Source organism: Paraburkholderia sp. SUR17 (genome assembly GCF_029536165.1).
GTDB lineage: Bacteria > Pseudomonadota > Gammaproteobacteria > Burkholderiales > Burkholderiaceae > Paraburkholderia > Paraburkholderia kururiensis.
Window position 1 is genome coordinate 1,356,310 of record NZ_CP120508.1, and the last position, 19,605, is coordinate 1,375,914.

At 67.7% G+C, this 19,605-nt stretch carries 16 protein-coding genes; 6 read left to right on the plus strand and 10 right to left on the minus strand.

All coding sequences use genetic code 11. The annotated features are described in order from the left end of the window. The first annotated feature begins 17 nt into the window (after nt 1-17). From P2869_RS06055 to P2869_RS06070, 4 genes are all read left to right on the plus strand, one after another. The gene (locus tag P2869_RS06055; RefSeq protein ID WP_277597749.1) at nt 18-581 is read left to right on the plus strand and encodes a GNAT family N-acetyltransferase; all 564 of its coding nucleotides are present in this window, start codon (nt 18-20) and stop codon (nt 579-581) included. A gap of 41 nt (nt 582-622) precedes the next feature. Further along, on the plus strand, nt 623-1,195 hold the full coding sequence (locus P2869_RS06060; RefSeq protein WP_346833744.1) for a GNAT family N-acetyltransferase: 573 nt from the start codon (nt 623-625) through the stop codon (nt 1,193-1,195). A 27-nt stretch (nt 1,196-1,222) separates the two neighbouring features. Continuing rightward, nucleotides 1,223-4,552, plus strand: a complete 3,330-nt coding sequence (locus tag P2869_RS06065) for a multidrug efflux RND transporter permease subunit (RefSeq protein WP_277597751.1) — start codon at nt 1,223-1,225, stop codon at nt 4,550-4,552. A 416-nt stretch (nt 4,553-4,968) separates the two neighbouring features. After that, nucleotides 4,969-5,907: an EamA family transporter gene (locus tag P2869_RS06070; protein ID WP_277597752.1), complete on the plus strand. Its 939-nt coding sequence runs from the start codon at nt 4,969-4,971 to the stop codon at nt 5,905-5,907. Between the two features lie 46 nt (nt 5,908-5,953). Here the strand turns inward: P2869_RS06070 and P2869_RS06075 are convergent, their stop codons facing one another. Both P2869_RS06075 and P2869_RS06080 read right to left on the minus strand, forming a co-directional pair. Continuing rightward, entirely contained in the window at nt 5,954-7,990 is a 2,037-nt protein-coding gene (locus P2869_RS06075; RefSeq protein WP_277597753.1) for an NADPH-dependent 2,4-dienoyl-CoA reductase, read from the minus strand. A gap of 459 nt (nt 7,991-8,449) precedes the next feature. Next, a complete protein-coding gene (locus P2869_RS06080) occupies nt 8,450-8,587 on the minus strand; it encodes an entericidin A/B family lipoprotein (RefSeq protein ID WP_017777893.1) in 138 nt (45 codons plus the stop codon). Nucleotides 8,588-8,935: 348 nt separating this feature from the next. Here P2869_RS06080 and P2869_RS06085 point away from each other — a divergent pair, with 348 nt between their 5' ends. Both P2869_RS06085 and P2869_RS06090 read left to right on the plus strand, forming a co-directional pair. Continuing rightward, nucleotides 8,936-9,097 carry a DUF1328 family protein gene (locus P2869_RS06085; protein ID WP_017777894.1) on the plus strand — a complete coding sequence of 54 codons (162 nt, stop codon included), beginning with the start codon at nt 8,936-8,938 and terminating at the stop codon, nt 9,095-9,097. 46 nt (nt 9,098-9,143) lie between these two features. After that, the gene (locus P2869_RS06090; protein WP_017777895.1) at nt 9,144-9,686 is read left to right on the plus strand and encodes a ferritin-like domain-containing protein; all 543 of its coding nucleotides are present in this window, start codon (nt 9,144-9,146) and stop codon (nt 9,684-9,686) included. Nucleotides 9,687-9,846: 160 nt separating this feature from the next. On the opposite strand, the gene P2869_RS06095 is transcribed toward P2869_RS06090, so the two are convergent. The 8 genes from P2869_RS06095 to P2869_RS06130 form a co-directional block, all read right to left on the minus strand. Next, nucleotides 9,847-11,049, minus strand: a complete 1,203-nt coding sequence (locus P2869_RS06095) for an MFS transporter (RefSeq protein ID WP_277597754.1) — start codon at nt 11,047-11,049, stop codon at nt 9,847-9,849. Between the two features lie 404 nt (nt 11,050-11,453). Then, nucleotides 11,454-12,281 carry a phosphodiesterase gene (locus tag P2869_RS06100; protein ID WP_277597755.1) on the minus strand — a complete coding sequence of 276 codons (828 nt, stop codon included), beginning with the start codon at nt 12,279-12,281 and terminating at the stop codon, nt 11,454-11,456. 90 nt (nt 12,282-12,371) lie between these two features. Next, nucleotides 12,372-13,442, minus strand: a complete 1,071-nt coding sequence (locus tag P2869_RS06105; RefSeq protein ID WP_277597756.1) for an ABC transporter ATP-binding protein — start codon at nt 13,440-13,442, stop codon at nt 12,372-12,374. Continuing rightward, complete coding sequence (locus P2869_RS06110) at nt 13,439-14,587, minus strand: ABC transporter permease (protein ID WP_277597757.1); 1,149 nt, start codon at nt 14,585-14,587, stop codon at nt 13,439-13,441. Before P2869_RS06110 ends, P2869_RS06105 begins: the two co-directional genes overlap by 4 nt. After that, on the minus strand, nt 14,527-15,351 hold the full coding sequence (locus tag P2869_RS06115; protein WP_017777900.1) for an ABC transporter permease: 825 nt from the start codon (nt 15,349-15,351) through the stop codon (nt 14,527-14,529). The genes P2869_RS06110 and P2869_RS06115 overlap by 61 nt, the downstream gene beginning before the upstream one ends. A gap of 193 nt (nt 15,352-15,544) precedes the next feature. Next, a complete protein-coding gene (locus P2869_RS06120) occupies nt 15,545-16,552 on the minus strand; it encodes an ABC transporter substrate-binding protein (RefSeq protein WP_277598063.1) in 1,008 nt (335 codons plus the stop codon). A 307-nt stretch (nt 16,553-16,859) separates the two neighbouring features. Then, nucleotides 16,860-17,918, minus strand: a complete 1,059-nt coding sequence (locus P2869_RS06125) for a LacI family DNA-binding transcriptional regulator (protein WP_277597758.1) — start codon at nt 17,916-17,918, stop codon at nt 16,860-16,862. Between the two features lie 856 nt (nt 17,919-18,774). Beyond that, the gene (locus P2869_RS06130; RefSeq protein WP_277597759.1) at nt 18,775-19,566 is read right to left on the minus strand and encodes an H-NS family nucleoid-associated regulatory protein; all 792 of its coding nucleotides are present in this window, start codon (nt 19,564-19,566) and stop codon (nt 18,775-18,777) included. Nucleotides 19,567-19,605 lie beyond the last annotated feature (39 nt).

The window sequence follows — 19,605 nt, forward strand, 5'->3', positions numbered from 1 at the left end:
ACACGTGAGCCGCGCACATGAAGACCACGACGCGTGCACTGCCCGAAGGACTCACGCTGCGGCCGTTGAGCGAGGCGGATGCGCCGCAATTCCACGCGCTGCATGCCGACCCCACTGTGTTTCATCACGGCAGCATTCGCCTTGCCGTCGACACGGTGGAATCCACGCGAGAGTGGATCGCGACCTTCACGCCGCCCTCGGTCGCGATCGTCGCCGTGGTGAGCGATACGCTCGTGGGCTGCGCAGAACTGTATGCCGGCCGGCTGCGCCGCGCGCATTCGGCGTCGCTCGGCATCAGCGTCCATCCCGCCTGGCACCGGCGCGGCATCGGCTCGCGTCTGATGGCCGAACTGCTCGACGTGGCCGACAACTGGCTGGGCCTGCGGCGCGTCGAACTCCAGCTTTACGCCGACAACGCGCCGGCGCTCGGCCTCTATCGGGCACATGGTTTCGAGATCGAGGCGCGCTATCGCGGCCATGTGCTGCGCGACGGCGTGCTCGTCGATACGCTCCTCATGGCGCGGCTGCGCGACGCCATGCCTTTCATGGACGCCGCCCCGCACGCGGCGGAAATCGGATGAGCCGGCCGATGGATGAACGCGAGGAAGAACGCCGCACGCCCATGCCGGGCGCCGTGGACACCGTGGGCAGCGCGCACGCGCCACGAGGCCGCATCGTCGTGCGCGCCACGCAGTCTACCGACCTCGACGCCCTCGCGGCGCTCTTCAATCTGCCCGGCGTGCGTCGCGGCACGCTGGCCATGCCCTTTCTCGCGACCCGAACGCTTGTCGAGCGCGAAGCGAAGCGCACGCGCGGGAGCGTTCAGGCGGCGAGCTTCTGCGCCACGCTCGACTCGCGCGTGATCGGCACGGTGGACGTCATTCCGCAGCCGCCCAGGCGCGCGCATTGCGCCGAAATCGGCATCGCCGTGCACGACGCGCACGCGGGCCGCGGCGTGGGCACCGCGCTGCTGGCCGCGGCCATTGCTTGCGCCGACCAGTCGCTCGGGCTGCGCCGCCTCGAACTCAGGGTGTTCGTGGACAACGCCGCAGCCATCGCGCTGTACCGCAAGTTCGGCTTCGTGGAGGAAGGGCGCTCGCGCGGCTATGCGATGCGCGACGGCGTGCTGGCCGATGCGCTGCACATGGCGCGCTATGCCGAAGCGCCGCCGTTCGCTTCGCCCCCACTGAACTGAGCCGAACTGAGCCAGGAGCCGTCGCCTTTGCCATCGTTCTTTATCGATCGTCCCGTCTTCGCCTGGATCGTCGCGCTCGCGTTCATCGTGGCGGGCGTGCTCGTGGTGCCGCTGCTGCCCGTCGCGCAGTATCCGCGGCTCGCACCGCCGCGCATCGTAATCGGCGCGACGTATCCGGGCGCGTCGGCGGAAGTGATCGACAGCAACGTGGCGAGCGTGATCGAAGAAGGACTGGACGGCATCGACGGCCTGCTGCACTACGAGACCACGAGCGACGCGCTCGGCAATCTCGAAATCGACGTCACGTTCGCGCCCGGGTCGAACCCCGACATCGCGATGGTCAACGTGCAGAACCGGCTCAAGCAGGTGGAGCCGCGTCTGCCGCAGCAGGTCGTGCAGCAGGGCATCGTGGTGGACAAGGCGGCCAACACGTTCCTCATGCTCGTCACGCTCACGTCGACAGACGGCACACGCAATTCGGCCGAACTCGGCAACTACATGAGCCGCTACGTGCTGCGCGAACTGAAGCGCGCGCCCGGCGTGGGCTCGGCCGAACTATGGGATTCCGACGAGGCCATGCGCATCTGGCTCGACCCCATGAAGCTGCGCGAGTACGACCTCTCGCCCGCCGACGTGACCGCGGCCATTCGCGCGCAGAACGCGGCGGTAACAGCAGGTGCGATCGGCGATGCGCCCGCGGTGGCCGGGCAGACGCTGACGGCATCGGTCTCGGTAAAGGGCCAGTTGCAGACGCCCGCGGACTTCGCGGCCATCGTGCTCAAGGCGCTGCCGGGCGGCGCGACGGTGCGCCTTGGCGACGTGGCGCGCGTCGAGATGGGGCGCGACAGCTACACGTTCTGGTCGCGTCTCGACGGACACGCCGCGGCCACGGTCGGCATCCAGCTTGCGCCCACGGGCAACGCGCTCGAAACGTCGAATGCGATTCGCGCGAAGCTCGCGCAGATTTCGAAGACGCTGCCGCCGGGCGTGGCCGTGGCCATTCCCTTCGATACGGCGCACTTCGTGAAGATCGCCATCAGCGAGGTGATCATCACGCTGACCGAAGCCGTGGTGCTCGTGTTTTGCGTGATGTGGCTCTTCCTGCGCGACCTGCGCTACACGCTCGTGCCCACCGTGGTGATTCCGGTCGCGCTGATGGGCGCGTTCCTCGCCATGTACGCGTTCGGCCTCTCGATCAACGTCTTCACGCTGTTCGGGCTGGTGCTCGCGATCGGCATTCTGGTGGACGACGCGATCGTGGTGGTGGAGAACATCGACCGCATCATGCACGAGGAAGGGTTGCCGCCACGCGAGGCCACGCGGCGCGCGATGGCGCAGATCGGCGGCGCGATCGTGGGCGTGACGGCCGTGCTCACGGCCGTGTTTGTGCCGATGGCGTTCTTCCCGGGCAGCGTGGGCGGCATCTATCGGCAGTTCGCGATTGCGATGATCGCGGCCATTCTCGTGTCGGCGTTCATGGCGCTGTCGCTCACGCCCGCGCTGTGCGCGAATCTGCTGAAGGCGCCCGAGCCGCGCAAGGCCGGCGCGCGTGAAACCGGCATCACGGCACGCTTTGCTGCGGGCGTGGAGCGCGCCTCGGACCGCTATCGCAGGCTCGTCGTGCGCCTGCTGCGGCGTGCGGGGCCGGTCTTCGCGGTGCAGGTGGCGCTGGCGGTGGTGTGCGCGCTGCTTTATACGCGCATGCCGGGCGGCTTCCTGCCCACCGAAGACAGCGGCCAGCTTCAGGTCATGGTGCAGATGCCTGAAGGCGCGACCCAGGCGCGCACGCTCGCCACGCTCGAACGCGTGGAGGCGGTGCTGCGCCGCGAGCGCGCCGTGGGACACGTGACGAGCGTGGTGGGCTGGAGCTTCCAGGGCAGCGGCCAGAACGTGGGCATGGCGTTCGTGGAACTCACGGACTGGGCGAAGCGCAGCGTGGACGCACAGACCTTGCGCGACACGCTCAACGCAAAGTTCGCGACGTTTCCCGAGGGCAGTGTGGTGGCGCAGCTGCCGCCTTCGGTGCCGGGGCTCGGTCATGCCGAGGGCTTCTCGTTCCATCTGGAAGACCGCGGCGGCGTGGGCATGGACGCGCTCGAAGCGGGCCGCGAGCGGCTGCTCGAGATGGCGCGCCACAGCCCGGTGCTCGCCGACGTCCACTCTGACACGCTGCCCGACGCCTCGCGCATCGTGCTCGAAATCGACCGTGCGAAGGCCTACGCGATGGGCGTGCCGTTCGATGCCATTGCGGACGTGCTGGGCAACACGTTCGGCATGACCTATATCGACGACTTTCCCGCCAATGGCCGCATGCAGCGCGTGATGGTGGGCGCGCAGGCGTCGGCGCGCATGCGCGATCAGGACCTGTTGAGCCTTTCGGTGCGCAATGCGTCGGGGCAGATGGTGCCGTTCTCGGCGTTCGCCGCGCTGCACTGGACGCGCGGCCCCACCATGCTCACGCGCTACAACGGCTACCCCGAACTCGACGTGTCGGGCCATGCGGCGCCGGGCTACAGCTCGGGCGCGGCGATGGCCGAGATGGAACGCCTCGCGGCTACGCTGCCCACCGGCATTGCCTGGGACTGGGCCGAAGCGGCGCAGGCCGAAACCGAGGCTGCGCGGCAGACGCCGCTCCTGATCGGCCTTTCGCTCGTGGCGGTGTTCATGGCGCTCGCGGCGCTCTACGAAAGCTGGACCGTGCCGCTCGCGGTGCTGATGGTCGTGCCGCTGGGCGTAACGGGCGCGATCTGCGCGATGCTCGTGCGCGGGCTGCCCGACGACGTCTACTTCAAGATCGGCATGGTCACGGTGATCGGACTCTCGGGCAAGAACGCGATCCTGATCGTGCAGTTCGCGCGCGAACTCTGCGCGCGCGGCGTACCGCTGGGCCGCGCCATCGTCGATGCCTGCGCGATGCGTTTCCGGCCCATCCTGATGACCTCGGCGGCGTTCCTGCTCGGCGTGGTGCCGCTCGTCATTTCGAGCGGCGCGGGCGCGGAGAGCCGGCATTCCATCGGCACGGGCGTGTTCGGCGGGATCATCGGCGCGACGTTGCTCGGGCTCGTGTTCACGCCGGTGGCATTCTGCGTGGTGATGCAGATGACGCGGATGAGACGTGCACGCCGCGCAGGGCGTGCACGCCGCGCAGGGCGTGCGGGCCGTTCAGATCGTGCGGCTGCGCGCACCGAAAGGGTAGCGGGCCGTGCTTCGTATGCGGGGACCGCAACGCAGCCGCATGCGGAGTCGCACGATGCGCCAAGAGGCAGACCGAGGGACGACCTCAGAGACGACCCGAGAGACGGTCTTCGAGACGAACTCAGGGGCGACCTCGGAGACGGCGAGGCCGAGCCTTCGTAAATGACCCCGCGATAGCCAGGCGGGCCCGAATTCGCGCGCTTGCACGTTACATTTCAATAACGGCCGTGCGCCGCGCTTATTGCATAATGCGCGAGTGCGCGGCGGCCCGCGCTTGCGCGGCTGCTGCGTAGCCTGGGTGCTCCGCTTGGTGCTTCGCTTGGGTGCATCACCTGGTTCGTAGCGCGCCAGCGGGTCCGTTTCCTTGCGCACCCGGCGCCGCGCCGGTTTCCTTCCACACGTACGACAAGCACTTCCCGTTCTACCGCCATGCCGTTCAGCCCAGCCTGCCGTGCGCCATTCGCCGCCGCGCGTGTTCATTGCGCGACCTTTTCAGTACAGGCGTCGGCGCCGCTGCGCCGGCTGGCTCGACCGGCTCGGCTGACGCAAGCCGCCCCGGTCCTGCGGGCGAATTGACCATGTCCTTTCGCCTGCCCACGCGCTTGCCCACCGGTTTTTCCTCGCGCTTCGCGCTTCGTCTGCCCGCCACGCGCGGCGGACGCGTCGCGCTCGCGCTGATGGTTGTCTATATCGTCTGGGGCTCCACCTACCTTGCCGTGCACGTCGCGCTCGGTTCGTTTCCGCCGTTGCTGATGTCGGGCCTGCGCAACCTGTTCGCGGGCATCGGGCTCTTCGTGTTCGCGATGCGGCGCAACCCCGCGCTGCCCGATCTCGTCGAGGTCCGCAACGCCGGGATGGTCGGCACCATGCTCGTGGGGTTTTCGAGCGGCCTGCTGGCCTTCGGCATGCGCACCGTGGGCACCGGCACCGCGGCCGTGATGGTGGCGACCGTGCCGCTCTTCGCCACGGTGATCGCGGCCATCGCGGGGCGGCCCATCGCGAAGGGCGAATGGATCGCCGTGGGACTCGGCCTCGTGGGCATTGCGATTCTGAGCAGCGGCAGCGAGACCTCGGGTACCGCGGGCGGCAGCCTCGCCATTCTGTGCGGCGCGCTCTTCTGGGCCGGGGGCGCGCACCTGGCGAGCCGCCTCAGGCTGCCCTCGGACCTCTTTCTCTCCACCGCCTTGCAGATCGGCCTGGGCGGCGCGATGTCCACCATCGTCGCGCTCGTGACGGGCGAGCGCATGCTGGCGATCCACTTTCTGCCGATCCTCGCGTTCGTCTATCTCATGCTGGTGGGCACGATGACCGCTTACGTCGCGTACGGTTACCTGATCCGGCACACGAGCCCCATCGTGGCGAGCAGCTGCATGTACGTGAATCCCATCGTGGCGGTGGCGCTGGGCGCCGTGCTGCTGGGCGAACCGGTCACGCGGTCCACCATCGTCGCGACGGTGGTGATTCTCGTGAGCGTCGGGATGTCGTTCGTGTTCGACCGCAAGCGCGCGCAGCAGTAGGGCGCTTCGAGGGCGGCCCTCCAGCGGCAAGCCCCCGAGGCAAACCTCAAAGCCGCGCCGCAAGCTCCGCGCCTTCGCGAATTGCGCGCTTCGCATCGAGTTCCGCGGCGAGCGCAGCGCCGCCGATCAGGTGATACCGCGTGCCATTCGGCGCCGGCGCAGCCGGGTAGAGTTCGCGCAGCGACTCCTGGCCCGCGCAGATTACCACCGTGTCCACCTCGAGCCACTGCTCCTCGCCGCCGCGGGCAATCTTGAGCCCGCGCGGGCCGATCTCGAGATACGCGACCCCGCCCAGCATCTGCACGCCGTTGCGCGCGAGCACCGCGCGGTGCACCCAGCCCGACGTTTTGCCGAGGCCCGCGCCGGGCTTGCCCGCCTTGCGCTGGAGCAGCCACAGTTCGCGCGGCGGGTCGGCGCGGCGCGGCGGCTTGAGCCCGCCGCGTTCGCGTACGTCGGGGTCCACGCCCCATTCGTCGAACCAGTCGTCGTGCGGCTGCGGCAGCGGCTCGCCCGCGCGATGCAGCAGGAACGCGGCCACGTCGAAGCCGATGCCGCCCGCGCCGATCAACGCGGCACGGCGTCCCACCGGCGCGCCGTTCAGCACGTCGAGGTACGAGAGCACGTGGGGCGCGTCGATGCCCGGAATCTGCGGACGGCGCGGCACGATGCCGGTCGCGACGATCACGTCGTCGAAGCCGGCCGCCGCGAGCGCCGGCGCATCCAGGCGCGTGCCGAGCCGCACCTCGACGCCGTGCCGCGCCAACTGGCTTTCGAAATAGCGGATGGTCTCCCTGAACTCTTCCTTGCCCGGAATGCGCATGGCCAGATTGAACTGTCCGCCGATCATGGGCTGCGCCTCGAACAGCGTCACGCGATGGCCGCGCGACGCCGCCACCGTGGCCGCCGACAGACCGGCCGGCCCGGCGCCCACCACGGCAACCGCACGCGCGCGCTCGCCCGAGCCAAGCGGCCGATAAACGAGTTCGGTCTCGCGGCCCGCGCGTGGATTCACGAGGCAGGTGGCGCGTTCGTTACGGAACGTGTGATCGAGGCAGGCCTGATTGCAGGCGATGCAGGTGTTGATCTCGGCGGCGCGGTCGGCCGCGGCTTTGGCGACGAACTCGGGGTCGGCGAGCAGCGGACGCGCGAGCGAGACGAGATCGCCCGCGCCCTCGGCGATCAGGCGTTCGGCAAGCTCGGGCGTGTTGATGCGGTTCGACACCACCACGGGCACGGAGACGGCCGCCTTGAGCTTCGCCGCAAGCGGCGCGAAGGCCGCGCGCGGCACCGAGGTCACGATGGTCGGCACACGCGCCTCGTGCCAGCCGATGCCGGTGTTGAAGAGCGTGACGCCCGCCGCTTCCAGCGCTTTCGCCACGCGTACCGTTTCGTCCCAGGTGTTGCCGCCGTCCACGAGATCGAGCACGGAAAGCCGGTACATCACGATGAAGCGCGGCCCGCACGCGGCGCGCACGGCGGCCACGATCTCGCGGGCAAGACGCATGCGGTTTTCGATGCTGCCGCCGTAATGGTCGGTGCGCCGGTTCGTACGCGGACAGAGAAACTGGTTCAGCAGATAGCCCTCGCTGCCCATGATCTCCACGCCGTCGTAGCCCGCGCGCTGCGCGAGCCGGGCGCAGCGCGCGTAGGCGCGCACCGTGCGCGCGATGCCGGCAACGCTCAGCGCGCGCGGCTTGAACGGCGAAATGGGTGACTTCACCGCCGAGGCCGACACGACGAGCGGTTGATATCCATAGCGGCCTGCGTGAAGAATCTGCAGCGCGATCTTGCCGCCTTCCTCGTGGACGGCGAGCGTGAGCTGGCGGTGATTGTGCAGGTCGAGCGAGGAATTGAGCGTGCCGCCGAACGGCAGCAGCCAGCCTTCGCGATTGGGCGAGATGCCGCCCGTCACGATGAGCCCTACGCCGCCGCGCGCACGTTCGCGAAAGTAGGCGGCGAGTTTCGGGTAATGCCAGAAGCGGTCTTCCATGCCGGTATGCATGGAGCCCATCACGACGCGATTTCTGAGCGTCGTGAAGCCGAGGTCGAGTTCGCTGAGCAGATGCGGGTAGGGCGAGGGCATGCGGGTCACGCGCAAAGGGGAGGACGCGCATGACGATACACGCCGCCGGCGGAGGCGCCGTCGAAGGAAGGTTCTAACGGAAGGGCGCGGGGACTCGTCAGGCCGGGGACGGCAGCCGGCAGCAAGCCGGCCGCCTCGATTGGCCATGAGCTTCAACGAAGCGCTGAAATGCAGCGCTTCGAGCCCGCGAGGGGCAACGAGCGGGTAAGCGAGCAGACCCAGCGAGCAGACCCAGCGAGCAGACCCAGCGAGCAGACCCAGCGAGCAGACCCAGCGAGCAGACCCAGCGAGCAGACCCAGCGAGCAGACCCAGCGAGCAGACCCAGCGAGCAGACCCAGCGCGCGGACCCACGAGCGGGTAATACGCCGACCGCAAACGGCGCAGCAAGGCCGCCGCAAGCGGGCCGCCACGCAAGCGTGCAAGCGCGGCGAGGCCTGCTGCGGCCCGCGGCCGTGCTGCTACTCGTGCTGTTCCGCTGAATTGGTAATGGCGTGCCCGCCCTTGGAGATGTCCTGTCCGGCGCCCGCCACGGTGTTGCAGGCGGCGAGTGCCGTTGAGCAGGCGAGCACGAGCCAGGCGATGAGTCGAGTCGTCATACCGGTTTTCTCCCTTTCTGTTTGAAACCTTCAGCGCAGCCGCAAACGGTATGCCCGCGTGCGCGCCGCAGCGCAGCAGCGTGCCGGGAACGCTGGTTGCTGCGGTGGCTTCGGTGTTCGTGACGCCGCGCCTGCTCGCGCTTTCGCTCGGCGCAAACGCAGGCGCGCAAAAACCGGACACCGGAAAGAGAAACGGCCGAAGAGAACTTCAACGCGACATCACTGCGCGCATGGGCGCATGGACGTTGTGGCCCGCGGCACCGCGCAACGAGGCAACGAGGCAACGACACGCGGACCCGCCCGCCCCAGCAAGCCGCCGACGCGCGCAGTCAACCGGAGGAAAAGGTCATGCTTCATTACGCCATCGTGTTCTTCGTGATCGCCATCATCGCCGCCGTGTTCGGCTTTACCGGCATCGCGGCCGGCGCAGCGGAGATCGCGAAGATACTTTTTTACATCTTCCTTGTCGTCTTTGTCGTCACGCTGCTGCTGGGCGTGGTCAGGCATTGACGCGGCAAAACCCACTCAACCCTAACCGTAACGAGGAGCGGCCAGAATGTCGAAATCCACAGACCCGTTCGTGCTCGACCTGAAGAAGATCCGCGAGCAGGCGCGCCAGCACATGGACGAGGGGCCCGTCACATCGAGCTACACCGCGAATCGCGAAGTCGTGCTGAAACTGCTCAACGACGCGCTCGCCACCGAGCTTGTCTGCACGCTGCGCTACAAGCGTCACTACTTCATGGCGAAGGGCATTCATTCCGAAGCGGTGGCAGAGGAATTCGCGCAGCACGCGTCGGAAGAGCAGGAGCACGCGGACCGGCTTGCGGAGCGCATCGTGCAGCTGGGCGGCGCGCCCGACTTCGCACCGGATGGGCTCGCCACGCGCGCGCATTCGGAGTACAAGCCGGGCAGCGACCTCACGGACATGATTCGCGAGAACCTGGTGGCCGAGCGCATCGCGATCGACACCTATCGCGAGATCATTCGCTATCTGGGCGACAGCGATACGACGACGCGGCGCATCTTTGAAGAGATCCTCGCGGTGGAAGAAGAGCACGCCGACGACATGGCCGACCTGCTCGACCAGCGCGGTTGAGGGTTCGCAGCGGCGGTCGGGTGGTCGGCACGAGGCCAGGGCCACGCGCGCCGCCGCGTTTGCGTACGCGCTACGGCATGGCGTGCGCGCATGCGTGGCTCGCTACGCCGAGCGCGCCTGCGAGCCTATGCATGCTGCTGCGCATACGGCAGCCCTACCGTCACGACGCCGCAAGCGCCTTCTCATGGCGCGCCCCATGCGCCCACGCAGCGAGCCCCGCAAACACGAGGCCGGCGATGCACACGCCGGTCCAGCCCGAGAGGCGCCACGCGGTCGTGCCCACCACCGAGCCGATGGCGCCGCCAATGAAGTACGTCACCATGTAGACCGTGTTCACGCGGCTGCGCGCTTCGGGCTTGAGCGCATAGATGCGCGACTGGTTCGAGATCTGCGCGGCCTGCACGCCCACGTCGAGTACGATCACGCCCACCACGAGCCCCGCGATGCTCGCGCCCGAAAACGCGAAGATCACGAACGACAGCGCAACGAGCCCAATGGCGAGCGTGATGATGGCGCGCGGCCCGCGCTTGTCCGCGAACTTGCCCGCGCGGGGCGCCGCGAGCGCGCCCGCCGCCCCCACGATGCCGAAGAGGCCCGCGGCCTGCGGGCCGAGATGAAACGGCGGCCCCGCAAGCAGCAGCGTGAGCACGGGCCAGAACAGGCTGAACGCCGCGAACAGCGCCGCGCCCGTGAGCGAAGCCTGGCGCAGGCCCGGTAGCTCGACTGCGAGATGCCACATCGAGGCGAGCAGCTTGCCGTAGCCGAGCGTGGAGGTGGGTTGGCTGCGCGGCAGCCGCATCATGATGACGGCGGCAAGCACGACGAGCGCGACGATCGATGCGCCGAACACCGCGCGCCAGCCGAAGTATTCGGCGATGAAGCCTGCCGCCGTGCGCGCGAGCAGAATGCCGAGCAAAAGCCCGCTCATCACCGTGCCCACGGCATGGCCGCGTGCGGCGGGCGGCGCGATCTCCGCGGCGAACGGCACCGCCTGCTGCGCGATGGTGGCGAGTATGCCGATCGCGAGGCTTGCGCCCGCGAGCACCGCGAGCGTCGAGGCGGTGGCCGCTACGAGCAGGGCGACGCAGATGCCGGCGATCTGCAGCAGGATCAGCCGCCTGCGGTCGAACCGGTCGCCTAGCGGCGCGAGCAGCAGCATGCCCGCCGCGTAGCCCAGTTGCGTGGCGGAGGGCACCGCGCCGATCCACGAGGCGTCCTGCGGGAACGACTGGCGGAAGTCGTCGAGCAACGGCTGGTTGAAATAGATGTTCGCGACCGCCACGCCGGCAATGGTGGCCAGCAGGAACAGCAGCGCGGGAAGCGAACGCCCGGCGGCGGGCGAATCGGTAGCGGGTGTGGACATGGCAGCGAAGGGTGGAACGAGCGGGGTGGCGAGCGTGATGGCTAGGCGCGACAGCAAAGCGTCGCGACGAGCCGGCCCGGCGCCCGCGTTCGGTCAACGGCCATCCTTTCGGGTGGCAGCGGCGTATCGGGTAGAACGAGGGGCCTGAACTACGGGGATGAACCCCGGGCCTGAACCACGCGCCCGACGGCACGACGTTGAACGCACTGCAGCAAACGGACAACGTCGAGCGGCCGATCATACCGGAGCACCGCCGATCGTGCAGGCGCGCGCGCACCCCGTGCCGGCCACGTTTTCAGGGCGTTTCTTCCAGCCCGCTTTTTCCCGGCGCGTTCCGGCGCGTTCCGGGGCACTCCGGGGCGCGCATTGCGCCCCATCGGCTTGTCGCCTGGCGGCCGAACCCCTCAGTCGATCAACTTCCCCGACGGCTCGAAGAACGGATACGGCCCTTCGGCTTCGTCCACGTAGGCGTGATGCGTGACGAGGCCCGCCGCCGCGTCGTAGCGGTGCAGCGCGTAGGCGGGCGGTTCGAGCACGAAGGCCGAGGGCGCGTCGTCGCGCAGATCGAGCGCAACCTGATGTGCGGGCGACGGCACGGCGCACGCGATCGTGCCGCCGAAGCGCACGAACATGGGCCGATGCACGTGGCCGCACAGCACGCGCTCCACGTTCGGATAGCGGGCGAGCAGGGCGGCGAGCCGCGCCGACGCATCGGGCGCGAGGCGCAGGCGGTCCATGTGGCTCACGCCGCAGGCGAACGGCGGGTGATGGAGCGCAACCACCACGGGCTTTGCCGCGGCCGCGTCGAGTTCGCGTTCCAGCCAGGCGAGCCGCGCGTCGCAGAGCGTGCCGGGACTCTGGCCGGGCAGCATCGAATCGAGCGCGATCACGCGCAGCGGGCCGACGTCCACGGTGTACTGCACGAATTCGCCGCCTGTTGCGAGTTCGGGCCGATCCGCGAACACCTCGCGCAGCGCCGCGCGGTCGTCGTGGTTGCCGACAAGCAGATACCACGGCAGTTCGAGCGTATCGAGCAGCGAGCGCAGATGCCGGTATTCCTCGGCCGTGCCGAGATCGACGAGGTCGCCGGTCACGAGCACCGCGTCGGGCCGCGGCACGAGCGCATTGAGGCGGGCGATGCAGCGCGCGAGGCTCGCGGCGGTATCCACGCGGCGATACGCGAGCGCGCCGGGCCGCTTGATGTGCAGGTCGCTGATCTGGGCGAGCAGCATGATGGTTTCTTCCGGTGAGTGCAGCGGTTGATCGGGTGGTATTGGAGCCTTCGAGCGGGCGCTTTGAGGTGACCGCCCAGGTGGCCGTTCTCAGGCGAGCGCGATCAGCGCATGGTCCGCCAGCGAAAGACCGACCGGCGTGCCGCGCGCGAGTTCGATGCGGCCGGCCACGTCCACCACGAGCGCGTCGGGCGCGGCGCCCGCTACCGTGAGGCGCGTGCGCTCGCCCAGAAACGCGGCATGCTCGATGGTGCCGCGCAGATGCGCGTGCGCCGGGTCGGCGAGGTACGCGTCTTCGGGCCGGAAGAACAGCTCGCCTGACTGGGCCGACGGCGCACCGCTGCCTGCAACATGCGCCGCGAGTGCGCCGGGCACCGGCACGGCGCCGCCGCTCGTCGCGAACTGGCCGTCGCGCCATACGCCGGCAAGGCGGTTGAGCGTGCCGACGAACTGCGCGACCGTGCGGTTCGCGGGCCGATAGTAGATGTCGCGCGGCGTGCCGATCTGCTCGATGCGCCCCGCGCTCATCACGACGATGCGGTCGCCCAGTTCCATTGCTTCGGCCTGGTCGTGCGTCACGTAGACGGTCGTGATGCCGAGGCGGCGCAGCAGCGCGTTCATCTCGCTGCGCAAGGCGTCGCGCAGGCGGGCGTCGAGCGCGGTGAGCGGTTCGTCGAGCAGCAGCACGCGCGGCTGCATGGCGAGCGCGCGCGCCAGCGCCACGCGCTGACGCTGGCCGCCCGAAAGCTGGCTGATGGGTTTGTCCGCATGGGCTTCGAGCCGCATCATCGCGAGCAGTTCGTCCACGCGTTCGCGCGCCGCTGCGGCGGGCACGCGCTGAATGCGCAGCCCGTAGCCGACGTTGCCGCGCACGGTGAGGTTCGGAAACAGCGCGTAGCTCTGAAACACCATGCCCACCTTGCGCTTTTCGATGGGCAGCGCGGTGACGTCCTCATCGCCGAATGCGACGATGCCGCCCGCGTCCGGCGTTTCGAGGCCCGCGATCATGCGCAGTGTCGTGGTCTTGCCGCAGCCCGACGGGCCGAGCAGTACGAGCGTTTCACCCGCGCCGATGGCGAGGTCGAGCGGTTCGAGCACGCGCGTGCCGCGAAAGGTCTTCGCGCAGCGCGTGAGGGTGATCGGAATGGAGTCCAGTTTCATTGCGGGTTTCCTTGTGCAATCGGCGCGGCTTGCGTGGCTTGTGCAGGTTCGGCGGGTGGTGCGCTCTCGTCGGCGGCTGCGTTGCGCTTGCGGGTCCGAACGTTGCGCACCTGCCGCATGCCGGTTGCGTCCACACCGAGCCACTGCATCGCGACGAGCAGCGGCATGGTCATGATGAAAAAGAGAATCGTGTAGGCGCTGCCCACTTCGATGCGCAGCGACGCGTAGGTGTCCGCGAGGCCCACGGGCAGCGTTTTCGTGTCCGGCGTGTGCAGCATCCAGGTGAGGTTGAATTCGCCGATGGAAAGCGTGAGCACCGCAAGCGCGCCCGCTACGATGCCGGGCCGCGCGTTGGGCAGCACGATCGTGAAGAAGCGCTGGAAGAAGGTGGCGCCAAGACTCGCCGCACCTTCTTCGAGCGTGTGCAGGTCCGACGCCGCGCACACGGCGGCCACGGCGCGCACCATGAAGGGCAGCGTGAACACCACGTGACCCACCACGATGAAGGCCACGCTCATGCGAAACATCGTGAAGCCGCCGTACACGACGAGCAGCGCGAGCGCAGAGGCGAGCCCCGGCAGCGCAATGGGCAGCACGAGCAGTTCCTCCACCACGCGCGAGAAGCGCGTGCGGCTGCGCGCGAGCGCGTAGCCGGCGGGCACGCCCGTGACGAGCGTGACGGCGAGCGTGGCCGCGGCCACTTCGAGCGAGAGAAACACGGACGCGTGATATTGCGTCCACACCTCGACGAGCCAGCGCAGCGTGAGACCGCTCGCCACGCCCTGAAAGTAGTTCACGGTGAGGCCCGCAAGAACGGACATCACGATGGGCACGATCAGGAAGGCGCAGAGCAGCAGCGTGACGGCCCACTGTCCGCAGACGAGCCACGCGCGCGACGACGGCAGGCGTGCGGCGCGGCGGCGCGTGGAAGGCGGCGTCGTGGGCGCGGGCGGCGTGGCTGGCGAGGTCGGTCTGGCGGGCGAATGCGCCGAAGCCGTCGAAAGAGAAGAAGGCATGGAGGACATGGCGGAAGCGAGCGGGTTCGTCGGTATGGCGGCGAGGCCTTGGGGCAACTCTGAGGCGCTCATGCGGTGGCCGCCACGGCGGAGCCCGTCGCGCTTCGCGCGCAGGCCAGCACCGCCCACGTGACGAGGCCGAGCACGATGGAAAGCCCCGCAGCCGTCACCATGTTCGCGTTGAGCGTGAACTCGGTATAGATAGTCATGGGCAGTACGTCGATGTCGGTGGCGAGCGTGAACGCCGTGCCGAATGCGCCCATCGCGGTCGCGAAGCACACAGCGCCTGCTGCGATCAAACCGGGCGAAAGCGCGGGCAGCACGACGTCACGCATGATCTGCCACGGCGAGGCGCCGAGCGACCGCGCGGCTTCTTCGAGCGAAGCGTCGAGCTTGGTCGCCGAGGCCATCACGGTCACGATCACGCGCGGAATCGAGAAATACAGGTAGCCGACGAAGAGCCCGGCCATCGAATAGGCGAACACCCAGCGCTCGCCCGTGAGCTTGAGCGCGAGCGCGCCGATCAGCCCCTGACGGCCCGCCAGCATGATCACCATGAAGCCCACCACGACGCCGGGAAACGCGAGCGGAAATGTGAGCAGCGCGACGAGGGTGCGCTTGCCTGCGAATTCACGCCGCGCGAGCAGCAGCCCGGCAATGACGGAGAGTACGAGCGTCGCTGCTGTTACCGCGGCCGAGAGCACGATCGTCGCTGCGAGGCTCTTCATGTAGCGCGCGTTCGTGAGCAGCGCTGCGTAGGTCGAAAAGAAATGATGGTCCGCGCTGACCTGCACGAGCGCCACCATCGGCAGCAGCCAGAACGCGATGAACACCGCGAGCGCGGGGGCAATGAGCGCGATGCGCCAGCGTAGCGGGAACGTAATGTCGTGCATGCGGTTGCCGTTGAATGCGTGTGTTGAACTTGATGTGACGTGGTGTGACTTGGGGTGACTTCGGCGGCTTCGGCGGCTTCGGGTAGCGACCGGCCCCGCAGCGTCTCGCGTATCGCGTGATGCGCGTGCCGTTGTGAGGCCGGTCGAGACCGGGGCGAGACCGGGTCGAGACCGGATCACGACCAGGCGGCGATCAATGCATGATCTGCAGATAGCGTTCGCCGAAGCTCTGCTGTTTCTCGGCCATCTTCGCGAAGTCGACGGGCTTCGCGCGGGCATAGTCGCTTGCGGGCAAGAACTTCGCGGCCGTTTCCGCCGACATTGCGCTCGCGCGCACAGGACGCAGATACGCGTTGGCCCAGAGCTTCTGGCCTTCGTCGGAGAGCACGAAATCCAGCACCTTCTTGCCGTTCGCCTCATGCGGCGCACCCTTCACGAGACTCATCACATAGGGCACGGCGATCGTGCCTTCACGCGGAATCACGAACTCCACGTTGGCGTGGTCCTTGTATTTCGCGCGATACGCGTCGAAGTCGTAGTCGAGCAGAATCGGAATCTCGCCCGAGAGCACGCGCGCGTAAGCGGTCTGCTTCGGCACGATGGGCGCATTGGCCTTGAGCTTGCGGAACCAGTCGAGGCCGGGCTCGAAGTTGTCGAGCGTGCCGCCCAGCGCCTGATTCACGGCCACCGCGCCTGCGTAGCCCACGAACGCGCTCGACGGATCGAGGTAGCCGATCATGCCTTTGTATTCAGGCTTGAGCAGGTCGGCCCACGAGCGCGGCACGGGCTTGCCTTCCAGTGCGTCCTTGTTGACGAAGAAGCCGAGCGTGCCTGAGTGGATGGCGAACCAGTAGCCCTGCGGGTCTTTGAGGCCCGCCGGAATGTCGTCCCAGTGCGCGGGACGGTACGGCTGGATCACGCCCTTGTCCTTCGCCTGGAAAGCCGAGGAGACGCCGAGATAGACCACGTCCGCGACAGCGCTCTTCTGCTCGGCCATCAATTGCGCGATGGCCTGGCCGGAGTTCTTGTTGTCGAACGGCACGCGAATGCCGGTCTTTTCCTGAATGGCCTTGATCTGGCTGGCCCAGTCGGCCCATTCGGGCGGGCAGTTGTAGCAGATCGCGGTTTCTTCGGCATGCGCCGCTTGCGGAGCGACAAGCGCGAAAGCCGAGGCGAACGTGGCCGCGGCGGCGAAGAGCAGGGCCGCGCCTTTTCGGGCGGCGCGGCCAAGCGGATGAGCGGAAGCGAAACGACGGGTCACTGCGGGTCTCCTTCGAAACGTGGTGCGAGAGGACGAGGGTGAAGCGATTAATCGATTGTTTAGGGATACGTCGAAGTTGTTGCGCGCTTGCTCGCGGGCTTCGCAGTACGCATGCTCCGTGAGCGGCGCGCCGGTTCGGCGACGTGTCGCGCGGTGCATTGCGTGATGTTTCGCGGTGCGCTCTGTCGCGTGGGCAGCGCCATCGTCGGCGGCGCATGCAGCGTCGTGCGCGCCGCGCCGAATGCCGTCAGTTCAGCGCTTGCGCAGGCCGTTTGCGCGGTTCGGCGTCGCTGCTTGCAATGGCCGCGATCGTCGCGCCTTCGCGCAAGGTGTGCGGCAGCGTCAGCGTGTGCGACGCGTCGGTATAGGTGTCGTCGAGGCGCGCAATCAGGCGCTGCCATGCGGCGCAGCCAATCTCGCGGTTCGGCGTGCAGATGCTCGCGAGCGGCGGCGAGAGCAGTTCGCCCATTGCGAGGCCGTCGAAGCCCAGAATCGACATATCGTCCGGCACCTCGAAACGCGCGCTGCGCAGGCCGCGCATCACCACCATCGCGAGCAGGTCGTTGCTGCAGAAGAGGGCAGTGGGGCGCGCCGCGCCGTTGGCCGGGCTCGTCAGATGCGCGAGCACCGAGGGCGCGAGTTCATCGGCGTTGAAATCGATTTCTAGCGCGGGCATCGGCGTGAGTCCCGCTTGCTCCATGGCTTGCGCGTAGCCCGTGTAGCGCAGCCGTGCGCGGTCCGAAGCCGCGAGCGTGCCGGCCAACATCAGGATGCGGCGGTGCCCGTGCGCGATCAGCATGCGCACGCCGTCATACGCGGCGAGACGGTTGTCGACCGAGACCGAGGGCCGGCGCACCGTGTCGTTATGCATGAGCACGTAGCGCGGACCGTTGCGGTCGAGTTCGTCGAGCAGCGGGTGCGTGTCCGCGTCGGCTACTGTGAGGATGAGGCCGTCTACGCGCTGCGCGCGCAGGGTCTCGATGGCGTGACGCTCGCGGTCCGCGTCGTATTGCGTGGTCATGAGCATGAGCCGGTAGCCTTGTGCAGAGGCCAGTTCGTCGATGCCTTGCAGGCATTCGGCGAATACCGGGTTCGCGAGCGTGGGCAGCACGACGCCCACGAGCCGCGTGCGCTCGCCGCGCAACTGGCGCCCGAGCGGGCTGGGCCGGAAGTTGAGCGCCGCAATCGCCTCGCGCACCTTTTCGAGCGTGACGGGGTTCACCGTGTGCGGCGCGTTGATGGCGCGCGAGACGGTCGCGATGGAAAAGCCCGCGTGCGCGGCGACGTCCTTGATGGTGGGGTTCATGCTGTTCGCCGATGGATGTAAACGTTTTCGACGAGCGCATTATCGGCAGCGTGTGTGACGGAGCGATGACGGTTTGGGGCCGTGGTTCGAGCCAATGGTAGAATCGCGTCCGCCCTGCCGGGGTGATGAAATTGGTAAACATAGCGGACTTAAAAAATTGAGTGCCCGGCCGGAAACGGCCGGTGTAGAACCCCTCAAATTCGGCGAACCCCCTGGCGCGAACGTACGCACATCGCATGCAACATCGCGTGTGCGCCGCCGAGGCAACGCCGAGCCAAGCCCGCCCGCGTAGCAACAACGCGAGGCGTGGAAGGTGTAGAGACTAGACGGGGGGCGCCTAAGGCCGTGCGCCAGTCAACCCTTGCGGGCGACGGCGCGCGAGCGATGGCGAAGGCATAGTCCAGCGCACGAACGTTGGCGGAAAGCGCGAAGCTTTTCGCCGACGGCGTCGAAAGACGTGGTGTGAAGAAAATCCGCCGCTTAACGGCTTGCCGGTTCGAGTCCGGTCCCCGGCACCAGAATATCTTCCGACAAGTTCCGCACATGTTCACGGACTCGCTGCGGCACAAGGCCTTCCGGCCTTTTCTGTTTCGACACGTTGCGGGTTGGTGGATGTGTGTGCGTTGGCAATGGGCGGTGTTTTGGGTGGTATCAACCTGGATCTCTGTCATCTCGATCGGGAGATACCACCATGCCGCTCACTGACTGAACGCGCGCAAGACCCACGTGCCAATTGGTCAGCACGATAAGACTTCGGCACGGTTCAATCGTGGCGGCGGCGCAAGTCCTTTCTATCAGGACTGTGACTGCTGAGATATCTGCAACCACGGCATCCAGAGTTCGGCTGGCCGACAACTCAGGCCGGTGTTCCGGTTGCAGCGTCGGGCGCGGCTTGTGGCACTGCAGCGTCAATGGACTTCGCAGACTTCACGGTTCTTGCCACGCGTGCTTTTCGAACGACCGGTGATTTAGCGCCCGCGCTCTTCTTCGAAGCCGTTTTGCGCGCCGGCGCTGTCGCCTTCCTCGTAGCAACCTTCCTGGCCGGTGCTTTCTTCGCTGCCGTCTTCTTCGTTACCGTTCTACTGGCGGGCGTGGCCTGTTCGGCTTTCGCTTTTCGCGGGGTCGCGGGCGCTTCGACCTTTTCGATCAAAAACTTCGTGCGGTCCCTGGCGTTCGCCATCCACGCCGGCGCACGACCACGTCCGCTCCAGGTGGCTCCGGTTTTCGGGTCTTGGTACATCGCGGGCTGGGGGCCGCGTACATAGTTTCCGGCTTTCGCTACTTTCTTCGTCGTATGCGCCGCCCCTGTGGGAGTGCCTGAAATCAAGAATTTGTTGCGGTCTTTCGCAGCGGCAATCCAGGCCGGTGCCCGCCCGTGACCGGTCCACGTTGCACCGGTTTTGGGGTCGCGGTACTTCGGCGCGCCTGCGGCGTGCTTCGAAATGGTTGCCTGTTTCGTTGCGTGTTTTCCAGGCTTGTGACCGCGCCGCTTGCCGACATGTGCCTCGATCTCGGCAGTGGTTATGCCGTGCTTCGTCATGAGTTCACGGATTTTGTCGAGAACGACCGTAGATTGCTTTGCAACCAGTTCCTGTGCTTGTGCCTGCAATTGCGCGATTCGTGCCTGGATGCTTTCGAGCGTGGCCATTAGACCTCCTTATCCATGTTCAAGTATGGGACTATGCCA